The organism is Tropicimonas marinistellae (assembly GCF_001509585.1).
In the GTDB taxonomy this organism is placed as follows: domain Bacteria; phylum Pseudomonadota; class Alphaproteobacteria; order Rhodobacterales; family Rhodobacteraceae; genus Tropicimonas; species Tropicimonas marinistellae.
In genome coordinates this window covers 380,467-407,172 of record NZ_LNCI01000006.1, presented here as the reverse complement: position 1 = coordinate 407,172, position 26,706 = coordinate 380,467, and the positions used below count along the sequence as shown (strand labels likewise).

General features: G+C 66.2%; 26 protein-coding genes. 16 read left to right on the top strand and 10 right to left on the bottom strand.

From position 1 onward, the window contains the following. The coding region (locus ARC39_RS26230; protein ID WP_236545278.1) for a hypothetical protein at positions 1-238 on the bottom strand (238 nt) is incomplete at its 3' end. 244 nt (positions 239-482) lie between these two features. Here ARC39_RS26230 and ARC39_RS15205 point away from each other — a divergent pair. Together ARC39_RS15205 and ARC39_RS15200 are read left to right on the top strand one after the other, a co-directional pair. After that, entirely contained in the window at positions 483-1,487 is a 1,005-nt protein-coding gene (locus ARC39_RS15205) for a class I SAM-dependent methyltransferase (RefSeq protein ID WP_068115653.1), read from the top strand. Positions 1,488-1,550: 63 nt separating this feature from the next. Further along, positions 1,551-2,372 carry an SDR family NAD(P)-dependent oxidoreductase gene (locus tag ARC39_RS15200; protein WP_068115652.1) on the top strand — a complete coding sequence of 274 codons (822 nt, stop codon included), beginning with the start codon at positions 1,551-1,553 and terminating at the stop codon, positions 2,370-2,372. 39 nt (positions 2,373-2,411) lie between these two features. Here ARC39_RS15200 and ARC39_RS15195 read toward each other — a convergent pair whose 3' ends face one another. Further along, positions 2,412-2,819, bottom strand: coding sequence for a hypothetical protein (locus ARC39_RS15195; RefSeq protein WP_068115651.1), 408 nt, complete (start codon positions 2,817-2,819; stop codon positions 2,412-2,414). 107 nt (positions 2,820-2,926) lie between these two features. Here ARC39_RS15195 and hemF point away from each other — a divergent pair, with 107 nt between their 5' ends. Together hemF and ARC39_RS15185 are read left to right on the top strand one after the other, a co-directional pair. Next, the gene (hemF, locus tag ARC39_RS15190; RefSeq protein ID WP_068115650.1) at positions 2,927-3,817 is read left to right on the top strand and encodes an oxygen-dependent coproporphyrinogen oxidase; all 891 of its coding nucleotides are present in this window, start codon (positions 2,927-2,929) and stop codon (positions 3,815-3,817) included. Further along, the gene (locus tag ARC39_RS15185) at positions 3,814-4,545 is read left to right on the top strand and encodes a GNAT family N-acetyltransferase (protein ID WP_236545277.1); all 732 of its coding nucleotides are present in this window, start codon (positions 3,814-3,816) and stop codon (positions 4,543-4,545) included. Before hemF ends, ARC39_RS15185 begins: the two co-directional genes overlap by 4 nt. 34 nt (positions 4,546-4,579) lie before the next feature. On the opposite strand, the gene ARC39_RS15180 is transcribed toward ARC39_RS15185, so the two are convergent. Beyond that, complete coding sequence (locus tag ARC39_RS15180) at positions 4,580-5,197, bottom strand: trimeric intracellular cation channel family protein (RefSeq protein WP_236545276.1); 618 nt, start codon at positions 5,195-5,197, stop codon at positions 4,580-4,582. Positions 5,198-5,204: 7 nt separating this feature from the next. Then, complete coding sequence (hemE, locus tag ARC39_RS15175) at positions 5,205-6,248, bottom strand: uroporphyrinogen decarboxylase (RefSeq protein ID WP_068115648.1); 1,044 nt, start codon at positions 6,246-6,248, stop codon at positions 5,205-5,207. A 106-nt stretch (positions 6,249-6,354) separates the two neighbouring features. Between hemE and hemC the strand changes: the two genes are divergently transcribed. Beyond that, positions 6,355-7,317, top strand: a complete 963-nt coding sequence (gene hemC / locus ARC39_RS15170; protein ID WP_068115647.1) for a hydroxymethylbilane synthase — start codon at positions 6,355-6,357, stop codon at positions 7,315-7,317. Positions 7,318-7,411: 94 nt separating this feature from the next. On the opposite strand, the gene yidD is transcribed toward hemC, so the two are convergent. Genes yidD through rpmH form a run of 3 tightly spaced genes read right to left on the bottom strand, consistent with a single transcriptional unit; the run spans position 7,412 to position 8,216 of the window. Next, positions 7,412-7,711: a membrane protein insertion efficiency factor YidD gene (gene yidD, locus ARC39_RS15165; RefSeq protein WP_068115646.1), complete on the bottom strand. Its 300-nt coding sequence runs from the start codon at positions 7,709-7,711 to the stop codon at positions 7,412-7,414. Beyond that, a complete protein-coding gene (gene rnpA, locus ARC39_RS15160; RefSeq protein WP_068115645.1) occupies positions 7,708-8,082 on the bottom strand; it encodes a ribonuclease P protein component in 375 nt (124 codons plus the stop codon). Before rnpA ends, yidD begins: the two co-directional genes overlap by 4 nt. After that, a complete protein-coding gene (rpmH, locus tag ARC39_RS15155; RefSeq protein WP_068115644.1) occupies positions 8,082-8,216 on the bottom strand; it encodes a 50S ribosomal protein L34 in 135 nt (44 codons plus the stop codon). Before rpmH ends, rnpA begins: the two co-directional genes overlap by 1 nt. 289 nt (positions 8,217-8,505) lie before the next feature. Between rpmH and ARC39_RS15150 the strand changes: the two genes are divergently transcribed. From ARC39_RS15150 to ARC39_RS15130, 5 genes are all read left to right on the top strand, one after another. Beyond that, on the top strand, positions 8,506-9,237 hold the full coding sequence (locus ARC39_RS15150; protein ID WP_068115694.1) for a TVP38/TMEM64 family protein: 732 nt from the start codon (positions 8,506-8,508) through the stop codon (positions 9,235-9,237). Positions 9,238-9,240: 3 nt separating this feature from the next. Then, positions 9,241-10,656, top strand: coding sequence for a dihydrolipoyl dehydrogenase family protein (locus ARC39_RS15145; protein WP_068115643.1), 1,416 nt, complete (start codon positions 9,241-9,243; stop codon positions 10,654-10,656). Between the two features lie 29 nt (positions 10,657-10,685). Further along, on the top strand, positions 10,686-12,092 hold the full coding sequence (locus ARC39_RS15140; protein WP_068115642.1) for a sensor histidine kinase: 1,407 nt from the start codon (positions 10,686-10,688) through the stop codon (positions 12,090-12,092). Positions 12,093-12,301: 209 nt separating this feature from the next. Then, positions 12,302-13,477, top strand: a complete 1,176-nt coding sequence (locus ARC39_RS15135; protein ID WP_068115641.1) for an efflux RND transporter periplasmic adaptor subunit — start codon at positions 12,302-12,304, stop codon at positions 13,475-13,477. Between the two features lie 2 nt (positions 13,478-13,479). Further along, positions 13,480-15,438 (top strand): MacB family efflux pump subunit, encoded by a 1,959-nt coding sequence (locus tag ARC39_RS15130; protein WP_068115640.1) that lies wholly within the window; start codon positions 13,480-13,482, stop codon positions 15,436-15,438. A gap of 17 nt (positions 15,439-15,455) precedes the next feature. Here the strand turns inward: ARC39_RS15130 and ARC39_RS15125 are convergent, their stop codons facing one another. Together ARC39_RS15125 and ARC39_RS15120 are read right to left on the bottom strand one after the other, a co-directional pair. Next, complete coding sequence (locus tag ARC39_RS15125) at positions 15,456-16,514, bottom strand: ABC transporter ATP-binding protein (protein ID WP_068115639.1); 1,059 nt, start codon at positions 16,512-16,514, stop codon at positions 15,456-15,458. Between the two features lie 10 nt (positions 16,515-16,524). Continuing rightward, the gene (locus tag ARC39_RS15120; protein WP_068115638.1) at positions 16,525-17,319 is read right to left on the bottom strand and encodes an IclR family transcriptional regulator; all 795 of its coding nucleotides are present in this window, start codon (positions 17,317-17,319) and stop codon (positions 16,525-16,527) included. Between the two features lie 151 nt (positions 17,320-17,470). Here ARC39_RS15120 and ARC39_RS15115 point away from each other — a divergent pair, with 151 nt between their 5' ends. The 6 genes from ARC39_RS15115 to ARC39_RS15090 all read left to right on the top strand — a co-directional run bounded on the left by ARC39_RS15115 (position 17,471) and on the right by ARC39_RS15090 (position 25,732). Next, positions 17,471-18,709: an ABC transporter substrate-binding protein gene (locus ARC39_RS15115; protein WP_068115637.1), complete on the top strand. Its 1,239-nt coding sequence runs from the start codon at positions 17,471-17,473 to the stop codon at positions 18,707-18,709. Between the two features lie 108 nt (positions 18,710-18,817). Beyond that, positions 18,818-19,735 carry a carbohydrate ABC transporter permease gene (locus ARC39_RS15110; protein ID WP_068115636.1) on the top strand — a complete coding sequence of 306 codons (918 nt, stop codon included), beginning with the start codon at positions 18,818-18,820 and terminating at the stop codon, positions 19,733-19,735. Between the two features lies 1 nt (position 19,736). After that, positions 19,737-20,582 carry a carbohydrate ABC transporter permease gene (locus tag ARC39_RS15105; protein WP_068115635.1) on the top strand — a complete coding sequence of 282 codons (846 nt, stop codon included), beginning with the start codon at positions 19,737-19,739 and terminating at the stop codon, positions 20,580-20,582. Then, positions 20,579-22,663: an alpha-galactosidase gene (locus tag ARC39_RS15100; protein ID WP_068115634.1), complete on the top strand. Its 2,085-nt coding sequence runs from the start codon at positions 20,579-20,581 to the stop codon at positions 22,661-22,663. The genes ARC39_RS15105 and ARC39_RS15100 overlap by 4 nt, the downstream gene beginning before the upstream one ends. 49 nt (positions 22,664-22,712) lie before the next feature. After that, complete coding sequence (locus ARC39_RS15095) at positions 22,713-24,662, top strand: beta-galactosidase (RefSeq protein WP_068115633.1); 1,950 nt, start codon at positions 22,713-22,715, stop codon at positions 24,660-24,662. Then, on the top strand, positions 24,659-25,732 hold the full coding sequence (locus tag ARC39_RS15090) for a LacI family DNA-binding transcriptional regulator (RefSeq protein WP_068115632.1): 1,074 nt from the start codon (positions 24,659-24,661) through the stop codon (positions 25,730-25,732). Before ARC39_RS15095 ends, ARC39_RS15090 begins: the two co-directional genes overlap by 4 nt. A 7-nt stretch (positions 25,733-25,739) precedes the next feature. On the opposite strand, the gene ARC39_RS15085 is transcribed toward ARC39_RS15090, so the two are convergent. Next, the gene (locus ARC39_RS15085) at positions 25,740-26,606 is read right to left on the bottom strand and encodes an FHA domain-containing protein (RefSeq protein ID WP_068115631.1); all 867 of its coding nucleotides are present in this window, start codon (positions 26,604-26,606) and stop codon (positions 25,740-25,742) included. Between the last annotated feature and the right edge of the window lie 100 nt (positions 26,607-26,706).

The following is a 26,706-nucleotide window of genomic DNA, read 5'->3' as shown; positions in this document are numbered from 1 at the left end:
AAGGCGGCCGCACCGTCGGCGCCGGCGTTGTGTCCAAGATCATCGAGTAATAACGGCTCGATACGAGATTGAAGGCCGCCCGTCCGGGCGGCCTTCTTTCGTCTTGGGGAACCGGATACGGGTACGGTTTGGCCTCGTGCCCGAGGCGGATAAAGAAACGAGGCGCGGCGCGGCACGGAAGCAAGGCGAAGCCGCCGTGCCAGTGCCTGCCCGCCCCGGCGGACTGGCGCTTCTTCATCGGTGCGCAACAGATTGATGTTCTTCCGGTATGGCCGGGATGCATCGAAGACCCCAGACGGTGCAGCGCCATCCTAGGGGGCTATGGACCGGGCGGCATCATCCGTATCGCCGACAAAGCCCTCCGGACGAGGGACAGACCGTGCCGGACGCGCCGCATTGGCACGGGGCTCACCGAAGGTCTGCCGTGCCATGCGTGATTTTCCGAGTGACGCCGGGCGCGATTGGCGATACATGGGCCGCCCATGTCGGACAGCCGTCTCACACTTGCCGTTCAAAGCGGCGCCATCCACCTGCCGGGCACCGGGGCGATTGCCGTCTTCCGCCCCCGTGCGGGCGCCGACCTTTCCGCCTTGCCGCGCGAACGGGTGGCGGTCGTGCAGGGCAACCGGCCCGATCACGATGCCTGGGCACGCCAGGGATACCGCACCGATGTGGCCGCGCCGGAGGGGTTTGCTGCCGCCGTCGTCATGCTGCCCCGCGCCAAGGCCGAGGCGAAGGCGCTGATCGCGCGGGCGAGCGCCATGGGCGGGACGGTGATCGTGGACGGCCAGAAAACCGACGGCGTGGATTCGATCCTGCGGGAGGTGCGGCGGCGGGCCGAGGTGTCCGCGCCTTATGCAAAGGCACATGGCAAGGTCTTTCAGTTCCAGGTCGCCCCTGGCACCTTCGCCGACTGGGACCTGCCGCTCGTTCAGACATTGCCGAACGGCTGGGTCACGGCCCCCGGAGCCTTCTCCGCCGACGGGCCGGACCCGGCGTCGGTGGCGCTTGCCGAGGCGCTGCCGGAAAAGATGCCGGGCAGGGTGGCCGACCTTGGCGCCGGCTGGGGCTACCTTTCGTTCCACGTGCTCGAACGCCGAGGCGTGACGGAATGCGCGCTCGTGGAGGCCGAGCATGCCGCGCTGGAAGCGGCGCGGATGAATATCCGCGACGACCGCGCCCGTTTCCATTGGGCGGATGCCACCACCTGGGCGGATCCCGAGCCCTTCGACCACGTGGTGATGAACCCGCCTTTCCACACATCCCGTGCCGCCGATCCGGCGCTTGGCGCGGCGTTTATCGCCGGGGCCGCCCGGCTCCTTTCCGGGCATGGAACGCTCTGGATGGTGGCAAACCGGCATCTGCCCTACGAGGGCCCGCTGACCGCCGCCTTCCGCGAGATCCGGGAGGTGCCCGGACCGCCCGCCTTCAAGCTCTTCGCGGCCCGCCGGCCGCAGGGGCAATCCGCCGCGCGTTCGCGGCGCTGATTTTCGCTAACATCCCCGCCACGTCCGCAAGGAACAGGACCACGAGGACCGACAGGAACTCTCATGACATTCTCCATCGAAGGAAAGACCGCGATCGTAACCGGTGCCGCAAATGGCGTCGGGTTGGCCATTGCCCGGCACTTCGTCGACAAGGGAGCGAACGTGATGTTCGCCGATATGGACGAGAACCGGCTGTGTGACGAATTGGGAGAGGCGAAGGGCGACGGTGGGCGCGGCACCGCGCGGGCCTTTGCCGGCGACCTGCGGGAGCGGCTGACGGTCGCCAACCTGCTGTCGGCCACGCTCGATTGCTTCGAGCGGGTGGACATCCTGGTAAATGCCTGCCGGCAGATGCTGCCCTCCGATCCGCTGGATCCGGACAACGACGCGGTGCAGATGCTGCTGGAGCAGAACCTGATGACCTCGCTGCGGCTGAGCCAGGCGGTGTCCAAGCGGATGATCCGTCAGGCCGAGGACGTGGAGCCGGACGAGGAGCCGGTGGCCATCGGGTCGATCATCAACCTGTCCTCCATCGCGGCGCGGCGCACGCACCCCGAACTGCTGGGCTATTCGGTTTCGACTGCCGCGCTCGACCAGATGACGCGGTCGCTGGCGGTGGCGCTGGCGCCGCACAGGATCCGGGTGAACGGGGTGTCGTTCGGCTCGGTCCTGTCGGACAGCCTGAAGGGGGCGCTGAAGCAGAACGCGGATTACCGCGCGAACATCCGTGACCACACGCCGATGAAGCGCATCGCCAAGCCCGGCGAAGTGGCCGAGGCGGCGCAGTTCCTGGCGTCTGACGCCGCGGCCTTCATGACCGGGCAGATCATCACGGTCGACGGCGGGCGGACCCTGCTGGACCCGGTGACGGCCCCCGCGCACTAGGGGCGTGTCACGGCTTGCCCGGGTGGACCGGGCGCGCGGTCAGCCTTGCGGGTATTGCGCGTTGCATTGTGCCAGCCTGGCGTCGCTTTCCCGCACCAGGCGGGCGCGTGTCTCTTTCAATTCCCTGAGCTTGCGTTGCTCGGCGGCCCGGTCGATGGCGACGGGCTTGGACTTGTAGCGGGTTGTCGGCGTGTTGCAGTAGCTCCAGCCGACACCCACCCGGTTCCGTCCGTAGCCGTACCCGCCGCTGCCGAGACACAGATCCACCGTGCTGGTGACATAGGGCTCCTTCTCGATCCCGTATCCGCGGGAGAGGTTCGCCTGGGTTTCCAGAATGAGCTGGTCGACGACCTGAATATCCTTTGTCGCCGCCTTGAGGCAGGTTTCGCGCGGCGTGGCGCAGGCGGCCATGACCGGGAGAACAAGCAGAAGAATCACGTTGCGCATACCGGCAGCTTAGCGGGCGCGCGACAGCCGGCCAATCTGGGCATCCGCTCTGGCAGGGGGGCGGCAAAGCTGCTAGCGCTGGAGCGATTTTCGTGGGAGGCCATCACATGACCCAGCCGCTGGAGGCAGAACGCGCCCGTGCATCCGCATGGTTCCGGGAGTTGCGGGACAGCATCGTTTCGGCATTCGAAGCGCTGGAAGACAGCCAGTCGGACGGCCCTTTTGCCGACACCCCCGCCGGGCGGTTCGAGCTGCGCGAAACCCGGCGCGCGGCGGCCGGCGGGGACGATGCCGGCGGCGGGCTGATGAGCGTGATGCGGGGCGGGCGCGTGTTCGAGAAGGTGGGCGTCAACGTCTCCACCGTCTTTGGCACGCTGGGCGAGCAGGCGCAGAAGGCGATGGCGGCGCGCGGCGTGCCCGGGATGGAGGCGGACCCGACCTTCTGGGCCTCGGGCATCAGCCTCGTGGCGCATATGCAGAACCCGCACACACCGGCGGTTCACATGAACACGCGGATGTTCTGGACGCCCCATGCCTGGTGGTTCGGCGGCGGGGCGGATCTCAACCCCTGCATCGAATACGCCGAGGACACGGCATCCTTCCATGCCGCGCTCGAGGCGGCTTGCGACGCCCACGATGCAGCCTACTACGAGCGGTTCAAGGCCTGGGCCGACGAGTATTTCTTCGTGCCGCACCGGGGGCGCGCGCGGGGCGTCGGCGGGATTTTCTACGACGATCTGAACACAGGCGACTGGGAGGCCGATTTCGCCTTCACCAGGGCGGTTGGCGCGGCCTTCCTTCCGGCCTTCCTTCCGGTGACGGAACGCCGCCGCAACCAGCCGTGGACCGACGCCGACAAGGAGGCCCAGCTGGTGCACCGCGGCCTCTATGCCGAGTATAACCTCGTCTATGACCGCGGGACGAAATTCGGGCTCGCGACCGGGCACGATGCGGATGCGGTGCTCATGTCGCTGCCGCCACTGGCCAAATGGCCGTGACCGACCGGGCCTCCCGCACCAACGCGCTCGGACAGCCCATCGGCTGGCCGGTCGACGGCGACTTCCCACGGCCGCGCCCGCACAAGACACCGATGGACGGGCGGTTCTGCCGGTTGGAACCGGCCGATCCCGGGCGGCATGCGGCCGACCTTCATGCCGCCTTCTCGGAGGACCGGGACGGACGTATCTGGACCTATCTGCCCTACGGCCCCTTCGACACAGCAGCGGCCCTGCGGGCGTGGATGGACGCGACCTGCCTGGGCGACGACCCGCTGTTCTACGTGGTCCGCGATGCGGCGGAGGGCCGGTGCCTTGGCGTTGCGAGCTACCTGCGGATCACGCCCGACGCGGGCAGCATCGAAGTGGGCCACATCAATTTCGCGCCCGCGCTTCAACGCACCGCTGCAGCCACCGAGGCCATGTACCTGATGATGGCCCATGCGATGGAGGCGCTCGGCTATCGCCGCTACGAGTGGAAATGCGACGCGCTGAACGCCGGTTCGCGTGCGGCGGCGGAGCGCCTCGGCTTCACCTACGAAGGCACCTTCCGGCAGGCGACCCACTACAAGGGCCGAAACCGGGATACCGCCTGGTTCGCGATCACCGACGATGAATGGCCGCCCCTGCAGCGTGCCTTCCGGGGCTGGCTCGCACCGGAGAACTTCGCCGCCGACGGCACGCAGCGCCAGTCGCTTGCCGTGTTTCGCCGGCAGAACGACGACACGTGACCCTCGGCGCGGCGCGAAACGCCTGCGACCGGGGTCAGCCGTCCGGGGCGCCGGCGCCGCGACGGATGACCACGACCCGCGCCAGCATCATGCCGAAGAAGGCCAGGAGGAGGGCCAGCCATTCCGGAACGGCTGGCCGCACCAGAAGGTACGCCGCGCCACCGGCCAGCGAGATCGTGGCGTAGAGATCCTTCTTGAGGATGGTCGGCGTCAGGCTGCACAGGACGTCGCGGATCATGCCCCCGACCGTTCCGGTGATGCAGCCGACGATGACGGCAATCGCCGCGGTGGTGCCCGCATCCAGGGCGATCTTCGTACCGATCAGGGTAAAGAGCGCGAGCCCCATCGCGTCGAAATACATCAGCAGCCGCAACCGGCGGCCCGTCCCGGTGTCCATGTGCTGCGCAAGCATCCAGGTCAGCACGGCGACGGGAACCGTCGTCGCGATGTAGGTCATGTCATTGATCCAGAAGACGGGCGTGCGCCCGAGCAGCAGGTCGCGCACCGTTCCGCCGCCGAGCGCGGCCGAGATGGCCAGAACGGTCGCGCCGAAGACGTCGAACTCCTGCCGGACGGCCTGAATCGCCGCGGACGCGGCCATCGTCGCCGTGGCGACGATCGTCAGAAGAAGGAGCAGGTGGGCGACGACCAAGGCGGCCTCAGCCCTTCGCCATGCCGCGCACGGTCTCGATCATCAGGGCGACATTCTCCGGGTCGGCGTCAGGCGTGATCCCGTGGCCGAGGTTGAAGATATGCGGGCCGGAGGCGAAGGCCTTCACGATGCGCCGGGTCTCGTCGATCAGGTCCTTCCCGCCGGTGACCATGTGCGACGATGCCAGGTTGCCTTGCACGCAGCCGTCCACCTGGACGTGAAGGGCCGCCCATTCGGGGCTCACCGAATTGTCGAGCGCCACGCAATCGGCGCCCGTTGCCTTGGCGAACCCGACGTAGCGCGCGCCTGCCTCGCGCGGGAAGGCGATGATCGGAAGGCCGGGATGCCGGGCCTTGAGCTCCGCGATGATCCGTTTGGCCGGATCCAGGGCGTACCGCTCGAAGGCCTCGCCCGTGAGCGAGCCCGCCCAGCTGTCGAAGAGCTTCAGCACCTCTGCGCCGGCTTCCACCTGGCAGGACAGATATTCCACCGTCGCCTCTGTCAGCCGGTCGATCAGCGCATCGAAGAGGGCCTCGTTCTCGGCCATGAGGCGATGCGCCGGACCCTGGTCGGGCGTGCCGCGCCCGGCGATCATGTAGGTCGCCACGGTCCAGGGCGCACCGGCAAAGCCGATGAGCGTTGTCTCTGACGGGAGCTCGCGGGCGAGGATGCGGACCGTCTCGTAGACCGGTGCGAGCCGGTCGTGGATATCGTCCTTGCCCTTGAGCGCGTCGAAGTCGCCTTGCGCGGTCACGGTGGAAAGCCGCGGCCCCTCGCCGGTGACGAACCACAGATCCGCGCCGAGCGCCTGCGGCACCAGCAGGATATCGGCAAACAGGATCGCCGCGTCGAACCCGTAGCGGCGGATCGGTTGCAGCGTTACCTCCGCGGCCAGATCGGGCGTGTAGCAGAGCGAGAGGAAGTCGCCGGCCTGTTCGCGGGTCGCGCGGTATTCCGGAAGGTAGCGCCCGGCCTGCCGCATCATCCAGATCGGTGGCGTCGGCAGGGTCTCTCCGGCCAGCGAGCGCAGCAGTTTCTTGGTCTCGGTCATCGGGCGTCCTCCCACGGCAGCGTGCCGTTGGGTGCGGCGTCTGCGACCGAGAGTCAAGGCGCGGGGGAGTTGTCAGCCCGCGGGGCGGCAATTAAGCACGGTGGCTATGACACAGGCACTTCCCTCTCCTTCCGATCCGTTGCGGATCGGCACGCGCGGCTCGCCGCTGGCGCTCGCGCAGGCGCATGAAACCCGCGACCGGCTGGCAGGCGCATTCGATCTGCCCAGGACGGCCTTCGAGATCGTGATCATCCGGACAACGGGGGACGACCGCGCGATGATCGCCGCCGACCGCCCGCTCAAGGAAATCGGCGGCAAGGGGCTGTTCACAAAGGAGATCGAGGAAGACCTGCTTTCCGGCCGGATCGACATTGCCGTGCATTCGATGAAGGACATGCCGGTGGCACAGCCCGGCGGGCTCACGCTCGACTGCTTCCTGCCCCGGGAAGACGTGCGCGATGCCTTCGTGACGGTCGACGGGCGCGCCTTCTCGGCGCTTGCGCAGGGCGCGGTCGTGGGCACGTCGTCGCTGCGCCGCCGGGCGCAGCTCCTCGCCCGGCGCCCGGATCTGCGGATCGTGGAATTCCGCGGCAATGTGCAGACCCGGATGCGCAAGCTGGCCGACGGCGTCGCCGGGGCCACGTTCCTCGCCTGTGCCGGGCTCAACCGGCTGGGTCTGGAGGAGGTCCGCCGGACGCCGATCGCGCCGGAGGAGATGCTCCCCGCCGTCGCCCAGGGGGCCATCGGCATCGAGCGGCGCAGCGACGATACCGCGACCGGCGCACTGCTCGACGCGATCCACCACGGCCCCACCGGCCACCGGCTCGCGGCAGAACGCAGCTACCTGGCGACGCTCGACGGCTCCTGCGAGACGCCGATTGCCGGGCTGGCGATCCTTGAGGGCAACGAGATCTGGCTGCGTGGCGAGATATTGCGCCCGGACGGCAGCGAATGCCTCGCGGCCGAGGCGCGCGCGCCGGTCGGAGATGCCGCCGCGCTTGGCCACGACCTCGCCGCCGGGTTGCTCGACCGGGCCGGCCCCGGCTTCTTCGACTGGCGCAACGCCTAGAGCACGAGCCATCCAGTCGCGTTCACGCGCGGCATCCCTGGCGTTTCTTCTGTCCGCAAATATCCTCGCCGAAGGCACGGCCGCACCGCGGCCGTCAGGGACGGTTGCCGCCCTTCCCCGGATGGCGGCCCTCGTGCCGGTCCATGTGCTGGCCCGCGTCGTGGTCAGGGTCGGTGCCCGGTACCGGATCGTAGCCGCAGGACCCCCAGGGGTTGCACCGCGCGATCCTGCCGAGCGCCATCCAGCCGCCGCGCAGCGCCCCGTGTTCCCGCAGCGCCTCTAGCGCATAGGCCGAGCAGGTGGGCTGGTAGCGGCAGTTGAACCCCACCCAGGGCGAGAAGATCAGCCGGTAGGCGCGGATCGGCAGCGACAGAATCCAGGCCGCGGGCGTCATGATCTGCGCGTCCGTGGCGTGTGAACCGCGTCGACGGCGTGGCGCAGATCGGCAAGAAGCGCCTCGAACGGCCGCTCCGCTGTCGCCCCGGCGCGCCCGATCAGGACATAGTCCCATCCCGGCCGGCCGGCATCCGGCAGGACCGCGCGGGCGGCTTCCCGCAGGCGCCGCTTGGCCCGGTTGCGGGCCACGGCATTGCCGACCTTCTTGGAACAGGTAAAGCCGACCCGCACCAGCGTCGGATCGGCTTCGGTCTCGCGGCGCTTGCGCGCCTGCAACAGAAATCCCGGCGTTCCGGCACGCCCGGCACGGGCGGCTGCCAGAAAGTCGGCACGCTTGGTCAGGGTGGCCAGGGCAGGCCGCCCGGCCATTACGCGCTCAGCGACTTCCGGCCGCGGGCGCGGCGGGCGTTGAGGATCTTGCGGCCACCCTTGGTGGACATGCGCGCACGGAAACCGTGGCGGCGCTTGCGAACCAGGTTGGAAGGCTGATAGGTGCGTTTCATCGCTCCGTCTCCGTCTCGTTGATAAAGCCCAAATCCGGTGACGGATTCGAAGGCCCTGATGTCTCGAAGCACGCCGATTAAGCGAGTTTTTGCACCAAGTCAATTCGGTTGGCGGGCGAATTCCTGCAACATTTTCCGATTTCCGGCCCGCGGCATGTTTCAATTGCGGCCCGTGACCCGGCACCATGCTCACGAAACCCGCGATGCCGATCAAGCGGGTGTGAAGCCACTGTTGCATCGCTCAGGAAAGGCGCATGTTCGACAGACAGCGACACTGAAGGCCGGAACGATGAGCGACATGACCCCGCCCCGCCGCCCGGGCGCCATACGCATATTGCCGTTCGCGGCGATCATGCTCGTGGCCGTCGTCGGCGCGCTCGCCCTGCGCGACGTGCTGGGAGTGGACACGCTGGCGCAGTACCGCGACACGATTCTCGCCTACCGCGATGCCAATCTCGCGGCGACTCTGGCGGTCTTTCTGCTCGCCTATGTCGCCATCGTCGCATTCAGCCTGCCCGGAGCCACCGTCGCCACGCTCACCGGCGGGTTCCTCTTCGGGGTGTTCCCGGGGGTGCTCGTCAACATGGTTGCGGCGACCCTCGGCGCGGCGCTGATCTTCCTCGCCGCCCGCTGGGGCATGGGGGAGGCGCTGGCCCGCCGAATGGACGCATCGGACGGGCAGGTGAAGCGGATCAAGGCGGGAATCGACGCCAACCAGTGGGAAATGCTCTTCCTTGTCCGGCTGATTCCGCTGGTGCCCTTCTTCGTGGCCAACCTTGTGCCGGCGCTGGTCGGTGTGCCGCTCGGCCGTTTCGTGGTGACAACCTTTCTCGGCATTCTTCCCGGCGCGCTGGTCTACACCTCCGTTGGCGCGGGCCTGGGCGAGGTGCTCGCGGCCGGCGAGCGCCCCGATCTGGGCGTGATCTTCGAGCCGCATATCCTGTTGCCGCTGCTCGGCCTTGCCGCATTGGCAGCGTTGCCGATGGTGCTGAAGTCCCGGCGCGGCGGTCGGGCTTCCTGACAGATGAACCGGATCGAGACCGATCTTTGCATCATCGGCGCAGGGTCGGGCGGGCTCTCGCTGGCGGCGGCAGCGGCGCAAATGGGTGCCCGAACGGTCCTCGTCGAAGGCGCGGAGATGGGCGGCGATTGCCTGAATACCGGTTGCGTGCCCTCGAAGGCGCTGATCGCGGCTGCGAAACGCGCGCAGGCGATGCGCATGGGGCGCCGTTTCGGCGTGACGCCGGTGGATCCGGAGGTGAGCTATGCGGACGCAATGGCGCATGTGCGGTCCGCCATCGAAACCATTGCGCCGCATGACAGCCAGGCGCGTTTCGAGGGGCTCGGCGTGCACGTGATTCGCGACTGGGCCCGTTTTACCGGCCCGGACGAAGTCGCGACGGGCCACCACAGGATTGCAGCGCGGCGTTTCGTCGTGGCCACCGGTTCCCGGCCGTTCGTTCCGCCCATCGAGGGGCTCTCGGATACGCCGTTCCTCACCAACGAGACGCTCTTTGTGCAATCAGACCGCCCGGAGCACCTGTTGGTCATCGGCGCAGGACCTGTCGGGCTGGAAATGGCGCAGGCCCATCACCGGTTGGGATGCCGGGTGACGGTCATCGAGGCGATGACCGCACTGGGGGGCGAAGACCCGGAACTGGCGGCGATTGTTCTGGAGCGGCTCCGGTCCGAAGGCGTGGAGATCCGCGAGAATACCGCGGTCGAGCGGGTTTCGGGCAGCGCGGGGGCGATCAGGCTGGAAACCTCCGCCGGGATCGTGTCGGGCAGTCACCTGCTGGTTGCCGCCGGGCGGGTGCCGGCAACCGAAGGTCTGGGGCTGGAGGTGGCCGGGGTCGAGCACGACCGGCGCGGCATACGTGTTGGCGCGGATCTGCGCAGCAGCAACCGGAGGATCTATGCCATCGGCGATGTCGCCGGTGGAGCGCAGTTTACCCATGTCGCTGGTTACCACGCGGGTGTCCTTGCCCGCGCCATCCTGTTCGGCCTGCCGGCAAGAGCCAAGGGTGGGCATATCCCGCGTGCGATCTATACCGACCCCGAACTGGCGCAGGTCGGGCTGACCGAAGCGCAGGCACGCCAGAGGTATCGCGACAGCGTCGAGGTGATCCGCGTTCCCTATTCTGACAACGACCGATCGGTCGCGGAGGCACGCACGGAGGGGCTGATCAAGGTCATGGTTCACCGCGGGCGACCTGTCGGGGCGTCCATCGTCGGTGCACAGGCCGGTGAACTCGTTGGCACATGGGCGCTTTTGATTGCCAACGGGTTGAAGATGAAGGCGATTGCCAATACCGTCCTGCCGTATCCGACGGTGTCGGAGATTAACAAGAAGGCCGCAGGGGCCTATTTCTCGTCGCGGCTGTTCGATACTCCATGGGTCAAGAAAACGGTTGGCCTGGTTCAACGCTACTTCCCCTAGCGCCAAGTTCCGTAAGGCATTGACGATAGATGTTCCTAAACTCGCTCTCCGGCCGGTTCCTGCTTCTGACGGTGGCGTTCGTCATGCTGGCCGAAGTGCTGATTTTCGTGCCATCGGTGGCGCGTTTCCGGGAGGACTTCCTGCTGTCGCGCCTCGAACGGGCGCAAATCGCCTCCCTGGCGGTGCTGGCCACGGACGAGATGCTCGACGTCGACCTGGAGAAAGAACTCCTGGAAAACGCGGGCGTGCTGAACGTGGTTCTGCGGCGGGACGAGATACGCCAGCTCGTCCTCTCCTCGCCGATCCCGGCGCCGATCAACGCGACCTACGATCTGCGCGATGCGAGTGGCTGGGAACTGATCCGCGACGCAATCTGGCGGCTCATCGACCCGGAATCGCAGGTCATTCGCGTCATCGGCGAGCCCGTGCAGCAGGCGGGGCTGTTGATCGAGGTCACGATGACCACCGACGAGCTTCGGCGCGCGATTCTGGAATACGGGCTGCGCATCCTGTTGCTGTCGGCCGTGATTTCGGCGGTAACGGCGCTGCTTCTGTTTCTGACGGTGCGCGGGTTCCTCGTGGCGCCGATCCGGCATCTGGTGGACGTGATGCAGAGCTATGCCGCCGCGCCGGAGGATGCCCGGCGGATCATTGCTCCGGAGGCGCGGGTTCGCGAGCTGCGCGAGGCGGAGGAGGCGCTGCAATCCATGCAGACCGACCTGACGGGCGCCTTGCGGCAGAAGGAGCGCTTGGCGCAGCTCGGCGCGGCCGTTGCCAAGATCAGCCACGACCTGCGCAACATCCTGACCACGGCGCAGCTTTTTGCCGACCGCATGGAAGGCAGCGCCGACCCGGCCGTGCAACGGGCGGCTCCGAAGCTGGTGAACTCGATCTCGCGCGCGGTGTCGCTGTGCGAGTCCACGCTCGCGTTCGGTCGGGCGGACGAGCCGGCGCCGCGGCTTCAGCACATCCAGCTCGCGCCCATCGTCTACGACGTGGTGGAAAGCGAGCGGCTGGCGGTCGAGACCGAAGACATCAGCTATGGGGAAAACGTGCCCGCCGGCATGTTCCTGCGGGCCGACCCGGAACAGCTGTACAGGGTGTTGTCGAACCTCGTGCGCAATGCGCGTCAGGCCATCGTGGCGACGGGGCAGGGCGGGGAGATCTGCATTTCGGCAGAGGAAAGCGACGAGGGCTGGACGATCACCATCGCCGACACCGGCCCGGGCTTGCCGCCGAAGGCACGGGAATACCTCTTCCAGCCGTTCCAGGGCGGGGCGCGGAAGGGCGGTTCGGGCCTTGGGCTGGCGATTTCGGCGGATCTGGTGCGCGGACACGGCGGGCGGTTGGACCTGATACGCACCGGCCCGGAAGGGACGACATTCGCCGTTTTTCTGCCGAAGGCCGTTGTCGCGGCAGGCGAGGCCGCGGAATGATCGGCCGGGCGGCGGCCGCGTGGCATCCGGGGCGCCCGGCGCATCGGGCGACGCACTGAACCGGATTCGCACGCGGCGGCGCGGTGACACTCACATGGATGGACGCGTCTATGCTGCGGGAGCGAAACAAATCCCCGGTCGGGCGACGGAATGTGGCTGGGCCCTCGTTCAACATCTGACATGTCGATGTTTCGACCGAGTGAGTTCAGATGAAAATACAGACCCTTATCCGCTTTCTTTTCCTCCTCGCGCTGGTTGCTCTTGGCTACGCGGGCTGGACCATGAGACAGTCCGATGACGTATCCGTTCCGATCACCGCGCCCGTTGAACGCGGTGCGGTCGCCGAGACCGTGCTTGCCTCAGGCGTAATCGAGGCCAGGCAACTCGTGAGTGTCGGCGCCCGCGTCTCCGGGCAGATCGAGACCCTGAGCGTCGTGCTTGGCCAGGCCGTCGCACAAGGCGACCCGATCGCGGAAATCGACTCGCAGGACCAGCAGAACGACGTGCTGCAGGCGGAGGCCGACCTGGCCAATATCGTCGCGCAGATCGCGGCCAAGAAGGCGAGTTTGCGCAAGGCGGAGATGATCCTGGAGCGGCAACGCAAACTCGTCGAGCAGAATTACGTTTCCGAAGAGGAGGTCGAGGCGGCGACCTCGGATGTGCTGGTCACGCAGGCCGAGCTGGAGGCGCTCGATGCGCAGAAATCCAGTGCCGAGGTGACGGTGGAGACCGCGAAGATCGCGCTTGCGCGGACCCGCATCACCGCACCGATCGACGGCATCGTGGTCGCCATCGTGGTGGACGAGGGCCAGACCGTGAACGCGACGCAATCGGCGCCGACCCTCGTCAAGCTGGCGGAACTCGACAGTATGGTGGTGAAGGCGGAGATATCGGAGGCCGACGTGGTACACGTGCGCTCCGGGCAGGATGTGAGCTTCACGATCCTCGGTGAGCCGGACGCGGCCTTTGTGGCCACGGTGCGCGATATCGAGCCTGCGCCCTCAGAGATCGAGACCAGCGACACGATCTCGACGGACGAAGCGGTGTATTACAACGCGCTGCTCGATGTGGAGAACCCCGATCACATGCTGCGGATCGGCATGACGGCAGAAGTCTCGATCGTGCTGGACAGGGCGGAGGATGTTCTGACCGTGCCTTCCTCGGCGTTGAAACGCGACGGAGCCGGCCAATACGCGGTGGAAACCTACGATCCGGGGACGGGATCGCGGCGCATGCGGCCGGTCGACGTGGGGTTGAACGACAAGGTCACGGCGGAAATCCGGACGGGGCTTTCCGAGGGGGACCTCGTGGTGGCGGGTACCGAGATCGCGCCTGCCGCGTCATCGACCGACAACAATATGCCGCCGCCGCCGATGGGGTTCTGATCATGTCCGGACCTCTCATCTCTGCCCGCGGGATCACCCGCGGCTTCCAGGCTGGTGACGAAACGATCACCGTTCTGCGAGATGTCGATATCGACATCGAACGCGGGGAGTTCGTTGCGATCATCGGCGCGTCGGGTTCCGGCAAGTCGACCCTGATGAACATTCTGGGCTGTCTCGACCGTCCCAGCAGCGGGACCTACGAATTCGCCGGAAGGGACGTGGGCGCGCTTGAGCCGGACGCACTGGCAAACCTGCGGCGCGAGCACTTCGGCTTCATTTTCCAGCGCTACCAGCTGCTCGCCGATCTCGACGCGGTCGGCAACGTCGAAGTGCCCGCGATCTATGCCGGTGAAGCGCGCGGTACGCGGCGCGAACGCGCGGCCGACCTGCTCGCGCAGCTCGGTCTGGAGCAGCGGGTCGACCACAGGCCGGGTGAGCTTTCCGGCGGTCAGCAGCAACGGGTTTCGGTTGCACGTGCACTGATGAACGGCGGCGAGGTTATCCTTGCCGATGAACCCACGGGTGCGCTTGACAGCAAGAGCGGGGCGGATCTGATCGCGTTGTTGCTGGAGTTGAACCGGCGGGGCCATACGATTGTCATGGTCACACACGATCCGGCGGTTGCGAAACACGCGCATCGGATCATCGAGATTTCCGACGGGCAGATCGTCTCCGACACGCGATCCGCCGTGGAGGCGCCGCTGCACGCGGCAGCGGGCGCCCCGCAGCGGCCACAGGCCAGCACGCGGCGGCGGCCGGGCGCCGCAATTCGCCGGTTCACCGAAGCCTTCGACATGTCGCTGCGTGCGCTGCTGGCCCATCGGCTGCGTAGCCTGCTCACAATGCTGGGGATCATCATCGGCATTGCCTCTGTCGTGCTTGTCGTGGCGTTGGGCACCGGCAGCCAGGAAAAGGTGCTGGAGAACATCAGCTCGCTCGGCACAAGCACGATTACCGTGCGGTCTGGGAGCGGCTTCGGCGCGCGCGATGCACAGCGGATCGAAACGCTGATGCCGTCGGATGCCGACGCGCTCGCGCTTCAGGAGTTCGCGGACAGCGTTTCACCGGCGGTCTCGAATACCCGGTCGGTTGTGTACCGCAGCACAGAGGCCAGCGCGGAGATCAAGGGGGTGAGCGGCGACTACTTCGACGTGCATGCCTATGCCACGGTCGTCGGCAGCGTCTTCGGCCCGGACGAGGTGGAGACGCTCGCCCAGGTCGCGGTGATCGATGAGGATACGCGCGACACGTTCTTCGAGCCGGGCTCGGACCCTATCGGAGAGGTGCTGCTCATCGGGCATGTGCCGGTCAAGGTGATCGGCGTGGCGCGGTCCACGGGCGCAAGCTTCGGCCCTTCGTCGCTCAATGTCTGGATCCCCTATACGACCGCGATGGCGCGGGTCTCGGGGCAGGACCATCTGGACAGCATCGCGGTGAAGGTGAGCGAGAGCTACGACATGGATGCAGCGCAGACGGAGATCCAGGCGTTGATGCTCGACCGGCACGGCACAAAGGACTTCTTCCTGTCCAACAGTGACACGATCCGCGACACCATCAGCAGCACGACGCAGACGCTGACCCTTCTGGTTGCCATGATAGCGGTCATTTCGCTGATCGTTGGTGGGATCGGCGTGATGAACATCATGCTCGTTTCGGTCACGGAGCGCACGCGCGAGATCGGCGTCCGCGTGGCCATCGGCGCACGCCGGTCCGACATCGTCAGCCAATTCCTGATCGAGGCGGTTCTGGTCTGCCTTGTCGGCGGGATGCTCGGTATCGCCGGTGCGCTGGCGGGCGGGCAACTCGTCGGGCTGTTTTACGATGACGTGCGCCTGAGTTTCTCGGCCGTGTCGATCGCGGTCGCCTTCGTCTCGTCGATGCTGATCGGGATCACCTTCGGGTTCCTGCCGGCGCGATCCGCGGCCAGGCTCGACCCGGTGGTCGCCCTGAGCCGCGAATAGACCGGGCTGCCGAGGCCTCAGCGCAGGCGAAGATCGGTCTGGGCGTCGAACAGGAAGGTCTTGTCCAGCGGGACATCGACGCCCACCCTGGCGCCGGCATCCGTGCGGAAGTCGCCGCGTTCCTCGACGATCAACCGTTCCCCCGAGGGCGCGACGAGGTGGGCGTAGGACACACCGCCGAGTGCTTCGGTGAGTTCGACAACGTGCGACTCCCCGTTCGGGTCGAGCGTTAGGTGTTCTGGGCGCAACCCGACATTCACGGCGCGCCCGGCCTCCGGCAGGTTGACGGACACGGTCAGATCCCGCCCGAGCCCGGGAACGGAGACATGGCCGGCGCCGACGGTGCCCGCCAGGAAGTTCATCGACGGCGATCCGATGAAGCCGCCGACGAACTTGTTGTCGGGGTCGCGGTACAGGTCCATTGGCCGGCCCACCTGCTCGATCCGGCCATCGCGCAGCACCACGATCTTGTTGGCGAGCGTCATCGCTTCGGTCTGGTCGTGGGTGACGTAGATCATCGTCGCGCCGATCTCGCGGTGCAGGCGGGCAATCTCCACCCGCATTTCCACGCGCAGTTCCGCGTCGAGGTTGCTGAGGGGCTCGTCGAAGAGGAACACCTCCGGTCCACGAACGATGGCGCGGCCAATGGCGACGCGCTGCCGCTGGCCACCGGAGAGCGCCTTGGGCCGCCGGTCGAGATAGGGATCGAGCTTCAGGATGCGGGAGGCTTCGGCCACCTTTTCCCGGATCGTCTCCTTGGGGTGGCCCGTCATTTTCAGGCCGAACCCCATGTTTTCCGCCACCGTCATGTGTGGATAGAGCGCGTAGGTCTGGAACACCATCGCCACGCCACGCTCGGACGGGTCCATCCGGGTCACGTCGCGCGCTCCGATCACGACCGTCCCCTCTGTCGTTTCCTCCAGCCCGGCGACCATGCGCAACAGGGTCGATTTCCCACAGCCGGAGGGGCCGACGAAGACGCAGAATTCGCCGTCCTCGATCTCCAGATCCACACCGTGGATCACCTGCACGTCGCCGAAGCGTTTCACGACATTGTTCAGGATGACGCCTGTCATTCCTCTCTCCCTATACGTTGCCCGCCGATTGTTCGGCGGGGAATGCCCAGTGCGACGCCTCCATGGCGATGTCCTCCGCACAAATCCGGAGCCGCGGAACCCACGCCTCCAGCGTTCTCGTCTCGGTCCCGGAGCCAGCCCCCGAAATGCTGACGGCACCGAGTACACGACCTTCGGCCGACAGGATCGGCACCGCGGCGCAGGTCACGCCGGTCTGGTACTCCTCCCGGTCGATGGCGAATCCGCGCTCGCGGATGCGGTCCAACGATTGCCGGAGCACGGTTTCGCTGGCCAGGGTGGTCGGCGTGAAGCGATGGAAGCTCTGCATGCCAAGCACCTGGTCGAGTTCCTCGGGTTCCAGATAGGCCAGCATCGCCTTGCCGACGCCGGTGCAATAGGCCGGCGCGACCTTGCCCGCGTCCGTGAACATGGCGTTGGGGTCCTGCGCATCCCGCCGATCGACGTAGAGCACGTGCCCGTAGTCCATCTGAGCAAGATGGACGGTGAGGCCCGATTCCTGCGACAGCGTGTCCAGGAACGGCCGTGCCACGGGTGCCAGCGAGGCCTGGCGCCATGCCGCGTGGGCCAGGCGCACGAGACGCATGCCGAGTGCATAGGCGCCACTCTCCTCATCTTGGGTGACCATCCCATTGATTACTAATGTTTGTACTAATCTGTACAACGTTGCCTTTGGCAGCGGAGAGAGGCGTTGAAGCTCCGCAAAGCGCACCGGATGCCCTTGCGCGGCGATCAGGTCGAGCACGTCAAGGGCCTTTCCTACAGTGCCTGTCCCGATTTCCGCCATGTGCGTCCGTCCTTCCTTGGTCGGGTGACCGGCTGGCTGTCACGCCGTTTCGACTGTTGACAACCATAGGAGATTCGCGGTTAGAGTTTCAATATTCAAAACTGAGTTTCGCATAATGAAACTTCAGTTTGTGACGCAAAGGGAGGAAACCATGCGTTCGATACTCTCCGTGTCGATCTCGGCCATCGCCGTGGTCGCCGCGTCCGCTTCGTTTGCCCAGCAGCGGGTCGTGAAATACTATGGCGATTTCGATCCGGCGCCGCTGGAAGGCATGCAGAAGATCATTTCGGCCTTCGAGGAGGCCAACCCCGACATCAAGATCGAGTTCCAGAACTTCGATCACGAGGGCTACAAGACCTCGATTCGGAACTTCCTGACCGCAGAGCCGCCCGACCTTGCCAACTGGTACGCGGGCAACCGCATGGCGCCCTTCGTCAACGCCGGGCAGTTCATGGATGTCTCGGATGTCTGGGAAGAGAACGGGCTGAAGGAAAGCCTCGCCTCCGCGCTGCCCTCGATGACCATCGATGACAAGCAGTGGGGCGTTCCCTACACCTATTACCAATGGGGTATCTACTACAACAAGGACGCCTACGCGCAGGCGGGTGTCGACGTGCCGGAGACCTGGGACGATTTCATCGCAAATTGCGCCAAGTTCCAGGAAGCCGGAATCGATTGCGTCACCACGGGGACGAAAGCGCTCTGGCCGGGCGCCGGCATCTTCGACTACATGAACCTGCGCACCAACGGCTACGAGTTCCACATGGATCTGGCCAATGGCAACGTCGAGTGGACCGATGACCGCGTGAAGGCGGCCTTCGCGGAATGGGCCAAGCTCGTGGAGCCCGGCTACATCACCGCCAACCACGCCGCGCTCGATTGGCAGGATGCGGCGGCCCTTCTGGTGCAGGGCAAGGCGGCGAACTACGTGATGGGCAACTTCGCCGTCGCGGTCTTCAAGGAAGGCGGGATGACCGACGACACGCTCGGCTTCATGCCCTTCCCGACGATCAACCCGGATGTCCCGCGGGCCGAAGAAGCGCCGACCGATACCGTGCATGTCACGGCAGGTGCGCAGAACCCGGACGACGCCAAGAAGTTCCTGGCGTTCCTCGCGACGGCCGAGGCACAGACCACGATCAACGAGGCCATCGGTCAGCTGCCGATCAACAAGGACGCCAAGGTTGCCGAGGACGATCCGTTCATCAAAGCCGGCTTCGAGCTTCTGTCGACCACCGAGGGCGGCATCGCGCAGTTCTTCGACCGCGACGCGCCGGCCGAGATGGCCAAGATCGGCATGGAGGGCTTCCAGCAGTTCATGGTGCAGCCCGATCAGCTCGACAATATCCTTGAGCGCCTCGAGAAGGCACGCGGCCGGATCTACAAGTAAAGCAACACGGGTGGGGCCGGAGCAATCCGGCCCCACGCCAGTGCCTGGCCCGCCCAGCGAGCACGTCCGAACGGAACGGGTAAAACACAAAATCGAAGGGTTACGCGCATGAGCCACGCAAGCACGGATGCCCGCTCCCGGACCTGGTGGCGGGAGAACCAGCAGAAGCTGACGCCATATATCTTCCTGATTCCGGGCGTGATTTTCTTTCTGGTCTACGTCATCATTCCGATCTTCCAGAGCTTCTGGATCTCCGGATTCGATTGGGACGGTCTTGGCGAAAAGCAATGGATCGGGCTCGAAAACTACCGCGAGTTGTTCGACGACGACGCGTTCTATACCTCGCTCAAGAACAATATCATCTGGCTCGTGCTTTACATGCTCGCGGTGCCCGCGGGCCTTGGCATCGCGATCTTCCTAAATCAGAAGGTTCGCGGCATTCGCGCCTACAAGTCGCTGTTCTTCTTCCCCTTCGTGATCTCACAGGTCGTCGTTGGCCTGATCTTCGCCTGGTTCTATGCACCGAACTTCGGCCTGTTCTACATCCTGATCGAGCGGCTTACGGGCTCGGGCGTGGCAATCCTCGCCGACCCGGATCTGGTGACCTACGGCATTATCGCGGCCGGTCTCTGGCCGCAGATCGCCTATTGCATGATCCTCTACCTGACGGGGCTGAACGCCGTGGACCCGGAGCAGATCGAGGCCGCGCGGCTGGATGCGGCCAAGGGGTTCAAGATGCTCTGGTACGTGATCCTGCCACAGCTTCGCCCCGCCACTTTCATGGCCGTGGTCGTGACCGTCATCGGCGCGCTGCGCAGCTTCGACCTGGTCTCGATCATGACGGACGGCGGACCGTTCGGCTCCTCCCGCGTGCTCAGCTTCTACATGTACGAGCAGGCTCTCAGCGAATACGGCTACCGGATGGGGTACGGCGCCTCCATCGCGGTCATCCTCTTCCTCATCATGATGGTCTTCATCTCCGGCTTCATCTGGAAGATGGTCGACGACGAAAGAAAGGGGCTCTGAGATGTTCCCCCGTCCTATCGAACAAACATCGAGGACCATGCAGATCGGCTATCAGGTCGCTCTGCCGCTCGCCCTCATCCTTTGGTTGCTTCCGTTGATCGGTGTCGCCATCACCTCCGTCAAACCGGCCTCCGACCTTGCCGCGGGCAATTACTTCGGCCTGCCGAGTGCGCTGGCGTTTTCCAACTATGCGGAGGTCTTCACCCAATCGCCCATCGGCCAGTACATCTGGAACTCGTTCAAGGTGACGATCCCCACGGTGATCGGCACGCTGGTGCTGTCCTGCCTGACGGGCTTCGCGCTCGGGATCTATCGCTTCCGCGGCAATATCTGGGTCTTCTTCATGTTCGTTGCGGGCAATTTCGTGCCCTTCCAGATCCTCATGGTCCCGGTGCGCGACATGACGGTGAACCTCGGGCTCTACAACACGACGACGGGGCTCGTGCTCTTCCATGTCGCCTTCCAGACCGGTTTCTGCACGCTCTTCATGCGCAACTTCATCCGGGCACTCCCGCGCGAGTTGATCGAGGCCGCACGGGTGGAAGGCGTGAGCGAGTTCCGCATCTTCTGGTACGTGGTTCTGCCGCTGATGCGCCCCGCGATTGCGGCGCTGTCGGTGCTGATCTTCACGTTCATCTGGAACGATTACTTCTGGGCGACGGTGCTGACCACCTCCAAGGAAACCCAGCCCGTCACTGCCGGTCTGTATTCCCTCAACGGCCAGTGGATCGCGCAGTGGCAACTCGTCTCGGCGGGCGCGATCGTCGCGGCGCTGCCGCCCGTGGCAATGTTCTTCCTCATGCAGCGGCATTTCATTGCCGGTCTGACGCTCGGGGCGGTGAAATGAACCGGGTCTGGCGGATCGACGGAGCCCGCCAGACCCTCGTTCTCGGGTCCCGGGAAGAGCGGCTTGCCAGCGTTGTCTACTGGGGTGCGGCGCTTCCGGCAGACGAAGACCTTCTGGGTTTGCTGGACGCGGACATGCCCGACCTGACCGGCGGCATGCTCGACGCCTACCCGGAGGTGTCGATCTGTCCCGAGGCCTCCCGGTCCTTTCCGGGTGAACCGGGGCTGGTGCTGACCGACGCGAAGGGGCTGCATCTCGCCCCGAGGTTTCGCTACGAAAGCGCCGTCGAAGGGGAGGGGCATCTGGTCCTGACGTTTGTCGATGACGACCTGGGGCTGGTCTACCACGCCCATTTTGCCATCGACCCGGAGACGAACATCCTGCAGTCGCACGCTGTCCTGGAGGCCAGTCAGCCCGTCCGCCTTCACTGGCTTGCCGCGCCGGTCTTTCCGGCGCCGCAGTCCTGCGACGAGATGATCGACTTTGCCGGCCGGTGGTGCGGTGAGTTTCAGCCGGTCAGGACGCCTTGGGCCACCGGCGGCCGCGTGCGCAACAACCGCACGGGCCGGACCGGACACGAGGCGTTTCCGGGGCTGATCCTGCCGGGGCGTGGCGCGACGAATACCGGGGGCGAGGCCTGCGCCTTCCACTATGGCTGGTCGGGCGGTCATCGCATGGTCGCCGAAGAACTTCCCGATGGTCGACGGCAGATCCAGTTCGGTCATGCTGACGGAACCGAGATGGCATTGGCCACGCGGTTCGAGACGGCGCCACTTTTTTCGACCGTCTCCGACACCGGGCTGAACGGCTGCGCCGTGGCGTTCCAGCGACACCTGCGGGATCGTATCGTCACCTGGCCCGATCCTGCCCGGCCGCGTCCTGTGCATTATAATTGCTGGGAGGCTGTCTACTTCGACCATTCGGTCGATGAGCTGAAGGAGATTGCGACCCGCGCAGCCGCGCTGGGTGCGGAACGCTTCGTTCTGGACGACGGCTGGTTCGGGCGGCGGGACGACGATACCACCTCGCTCGGCGACTGGGTGGTGGACGCGCGGAAATATCCCGACGGTCTTGGCCCGCTGATCGACCATGTCCGGTCCGAGGGGATGACCTTCGGTATCTGGTTCGAGCCGGAAATGGTCAATGTGGCGAGCGACCTCTTTGACGCGCATCCGGACTGGCGCCTCGGTCCCGACGATCAGATTCCCGGGCGGCAGCAGTTCTGCCTCGACATGGCGAACCCGGAGGTTCGCGATCACTTGCATGCACGCATTGCCGCGCTGCTTTCCGCGTACGAGATCGACTACATCAAGTGGGACCACAACCGCGTCCTGCCCGCGCCGGATGACGCGCAGACGCGTGGCACCTATGCGCTGCTCGACCGGCTTCGCGCCGAATTCCCGGGGGTCGAGATCGAAAGCTGCGCCTCGGGCGGCGGGCGGATCGATTTCGGGATTCTGAGCCGCACGCAACGGGTCTGGCTCTCCGACAGCAACGATGCGCTTGAACGGCTGCGGATCCAGCACGATGCGGCGCTTTTCCTGCCGATGGCGGTGACCGGCTCCCATGTTGGTCCGCGTGTCTGCCACACCTCGGGGCGCAGTCACGATATGCGTTTCCGTGCCTGGGTCGCCGCCGAGCGGCACATGGGGTTCGAGATGGACCCACGGGAGTTGACCGACGCCGAGGCCGCGACGCTCTCGCGGGTGACGGCGTGGTGGAAGGCGACGCGCGACTGGCGCAGCACGGCGGACATCCTGCGGCTCGACAGCGCGGATGCGTCCGTGATTGCGGAACAACAGCTCTCCGGCGATGGCGCGCGCTTCGTCGTCTTTGCCGGTCTCGCGCAGACGTCGGCACAGATCGCACCGCGACCGCTGCGATTGACGCGCCTCGACGCCAGCGCCCGATACCGGCTGAACCTTGTGAACCGGGACGATATCGTGGGTCTTTCGCGCGGGACGCCGGCGCTGAAATCCGGCCCCGTCGAGTTGAGCGGGCAATACCTGATGCGGCACGGTGTGACGTTGCCCTGGTCTTTCCCGGATCGGATCTGGGTGATCGAGGGGAAACGGCTGTGAGCTGCGGAATACCGGCGAGCACGACCCATTGCCGGCGAAAGGACACATCATGAAGCGCGGTCTCGGCGTTTGCTATTATCCCGAACACTGGCCCGAAGAGATCTGGGCCAAGGACGCTGCGCGCATGGCCGACACTGGCCTCACCTGGGTGCGGATCGGCGAATTCGCATGGTCGCGGCTGGAGCCCGTTCCGGGAACCTTCGACTTCGGCTGGCTCGACCGTGCGATCGAGACGCTGGGTGCCGCGGGGCTGAAGGTTGTGCTCGGCACGCCCACCGCGACGCCGCCGCGCTGGATGGCGGAGCGTCACCCGGACATGTTCGCGCGCGATGCCGAGGGCCGGGTGCGCGGCTTCGGCTCGCGCCGGCACTACTGCTTCAGTCACCGCGGCTATCGCGCCGAATGTGCACGTATCGTCACCGCGCTTGCGGAAAGATATGGCGGAAACCCGCATGTGCAGGCCTGGCAGACGGACAATGAGTATGGCTGCCATGATACGACCGTCAGCTATTCCGAAGCCGCCCGGCACGCTTTCCGGGAGTGGTTGGCGCAGAAGTACCAGTCGCCGCAGGCGCTGAACCGGGCCTGGGGCAATGTCTTCTGGTCGATGGAATACGCGAGTTTCGACGAGATCGACCTGCCGAACCTGACGGTGACCGAGCCCAATCCGTCGCATGTCATGGATTTCCGGCGGTTTGCCTCGGACGAGGTCGTCGCTTTCAACCGGTTGCAGACGGATATTCTGCGCCGGCACACCGACGCGCCGCTGATCCACAATTACATGGGCCGGGAGACGGGGTTCGACCACTTCGACGTCGGAGCCGATCTGGATGTCGCCAGTTGGGACAGCTATCCGTTGGGCTTCCTGTCGGACCGGTTGGAGGTGGGCGAGGCGCACCGGTTGCGGTTTGTCCGCCAGGGCGACCCGGATCTGCAAGCCTTCCACCACGACCTCTATCGCGCGGTAGGGCGGGGACGCTGGTGGGTGATGGAGCAGCAGCCGGGCCCAGTGAACTGGGCGCCGTGGAACCCCGCGCCGCTGCCCGGCATGGCGCGCCTCTGGGCCTGGGAGGCCTTTGCGCACGGGGCCGAGGCCGTTTGTTACTTCCGCTGGCGGCAGGCGCCTTTCGCGCAGGAGCAGATGCATGCCGGGTTGTTGCGGCCCGACAGCGTGGCCGCTCCGGCGCTGGAGGAAGCCGCACAGGTGGCACGCGAACTCGCGGAATTCGACGCGGAGGCAGGTTGCCGCTCCGGCGATGTCGCGTTGATCTTCGACTATGCGAGTGCCTGGGCCTGGCAGACGCAGCCACAGGGACGGGATTTCGACTATTTCCGCCTCGCCTTCGAATTCTACCGAGGGCTGCGCCGGCTCGGGTTCAATGTGGACATCGTTCCGCCCTCGACGGCAGATCTGTCGGCCTACCGGCTTGTGCTTGCACCGGGTCTCGCGACCGTTGGCGCGCCGCTCATAGGAGCACTGGCCGCGGTCCGTGGGGTCGCTCTCGTCGGCCCGCGCACCAATGCCAAGACCCCCGCTTTCGCGACGCCGGTGCCGCTGCCTCCCGCGCTGCCGGGACTCGATTGCACCGTGGCCCGGGTGGAGAGCTTGCCGCCGGATTGCCATGTGCCGCTGGAGGGGGGCGGGGCATTCCGCCATTGGCGCGAATTCGTCGAAGGCGGGGCCGAGGTGCGGTTGCGCAGCGCCGGCGGCGTTCCGGGCGTGATGGCGTCGGGGGCGCTTTGGTACCTGGCGGGATGGCCCGACGCGACCGGTCTGCTCCGGATATTGCGCGAAGCGGCCGCTGCGGCCGGACTCGGCACGGAACACCTGCCCGAAGGTCTCAGGCGAAGGGACACGCGCACGCACCGCATTTGGCTGAACTACGCATCGGAGCCGATCCGGCACGGCGATCTAGAGGTGCCGGCCTGTGGCGTTGCCTTTGAGCCACTGTCGGCGCCGGAGCCGGTAGCGAGCACCGAGGGCGCGCGCGGCGGATGACACAGGTTGGCACCAGACCCGGCGTCGGCAAGGTTGCCGGACGCAAGCGCGTGACGATGCAGGATATCGCGCGGGTGGCGGGCTGTTCGCAATCCACCGTATCCTTCGTGTTGAGCGGCAATACCTCCGCCAATATCTCCGAGCCGACGCGCCAACGTGTGCTGCAGGCCGCGCGGGACCTGGAGTACAGGCCGGCCTCGCTCTCTGCGCCGCGCCGCAGCCGAGCCCGCTCCGAAGGCACGATCGCGCTTGTCATCGACAAGATAACCACCAGCCCCGAAGGGATCGTCATGGTGGACGGCATCCGGGAGATCGCCCGGTCGCTCGATGCCGTCGTCCTGATCGCCGAGACGGACAACGACCCGATGCTGGAGCCGCGCACGGTGGAGATGTTCGTCGAACTCGGCGTGCGGGCGATCATCTACGCCTGCATCTTCACCCGTGATGTGACGATTCCCAACGCGCTGCGGGAGACCCGCGTGCCGGTTGTGCTGCTCAACTGCTACGCGCCTGACGAAGACCTGCCAGCGGTCGTGCCGGGCGAGGTGGCCGGTGGCCACCGGGCAACCAACGCCTTGCTGGATGCAGGACACCGGCGGATCGGTACGATCACCGGCGAGATGTTCATGGAAGCGGCGCGCGACCGGCTCCAGGGGTACCGCAACGCGCTTGCCACCGCCGATGTGCCCTTTGCGCCGGAACTGGTGGCGGAGGGCGACTGGTCTCCGAGTGCGGGTTATCGCGGCACCCGCGCGCTCATGGAACTGGATGCACCGCCGACGGCGATCTTCTGCCAGAACGACCGCATGGCGATCGGGTGCTACGAAGCGCTGAAGGAACTGGGCAAGCGAATCCCGGATGACATCTCGGTTGTGGGCTACGACGATACGGAAGTCGCGTTGCACCTTTCGCCGCCGCTGACCTCGCTGATCCTGCCAAGCCGGGCCATGGGGCGCTGGGCCGTCGAACGCGCGGTGTCCGGTATCGACGACCAGGCCGGGTCTCCCAAGATGATCAAGCTCGAATGCGAATTGGTCGAGCGCGAATCCATTGCGCCTCCGAAGACCTGAGGCGGCCTCAATCGGTGGGGACAACGTCGAAGCGCAACGCCTGCGCCCGCGGGTCGTCGGGCGGCATGCCGAGCGACAGGCGCCCGGAACCGGCGAGGGTCACGTTGCGGCGCAGCAAATCCAATCGGCGGCCGTCCTGAAACGCGAGGAATGTGCCGGCACTGCTGTGATCCACGAGTTCTGCGACGCCCTGCATGACGGAGATCGTGGCGTGGCGGCGCGACACCCACGGGTCGGACATCACCACGTCGCAATCCTCGGCGCGCCCGAGCGTCACCGTGACGCCCTCCCTTACCACCTGTTCGCCGCGCAGCGAGCGTATCACGACCATGACCTGCGCACGTCCCTCCAGCGGCTGGCCAACGGCGGCCGCCTCGGTCAGTTGAACCGCGTCCATGGCGCGATAGGCATGGACCCGCACGGGCTCCGGAATGCCCTTGAGCATGACCGGGCCAATCCGAACGAGGGTCGCGCGCGCAGCCGCGTCGAGGCGGTCGACCGTCTCGCCGTCGAGCAGGATCTCCCCCGGTTGTGCGAGCGCCGAAAGCCGCGCGGCGCGGATGACCGTCAGCCCGAAGGCGTCGTCGCGCTCGCGGATGACCTCACCGCTGCAGAGCCCGGCGTGCAACCGCAACCCGCCGACCGGCGCATCCGCCATGATCCGCCGCGCCGCCGCGAAGGCCGCATCGGGGGCATCGAACCGGTAGAGGACATCGTCGCCCTTGGAACTGATGAAATGGCCGCCGCCGGCATCGGCAATCCGCCGGGCCAGTGACAGGCAACGGTCGATGGTTTGCCGGGCGATCTCGTCCCCTTTTTGCACATAAAGCGGGGTGCTGCCGGTTACGTCGACGATCAAAATCGCTGTCTGCATGATCCCGTTCTTCCGCGGCTTGCCGTATTAGAAGTATAGTACCTATACTGGTTTGGAAGGCTTTTATCGCGGCACGTGTGCCAGAACCCATTACTCTCGG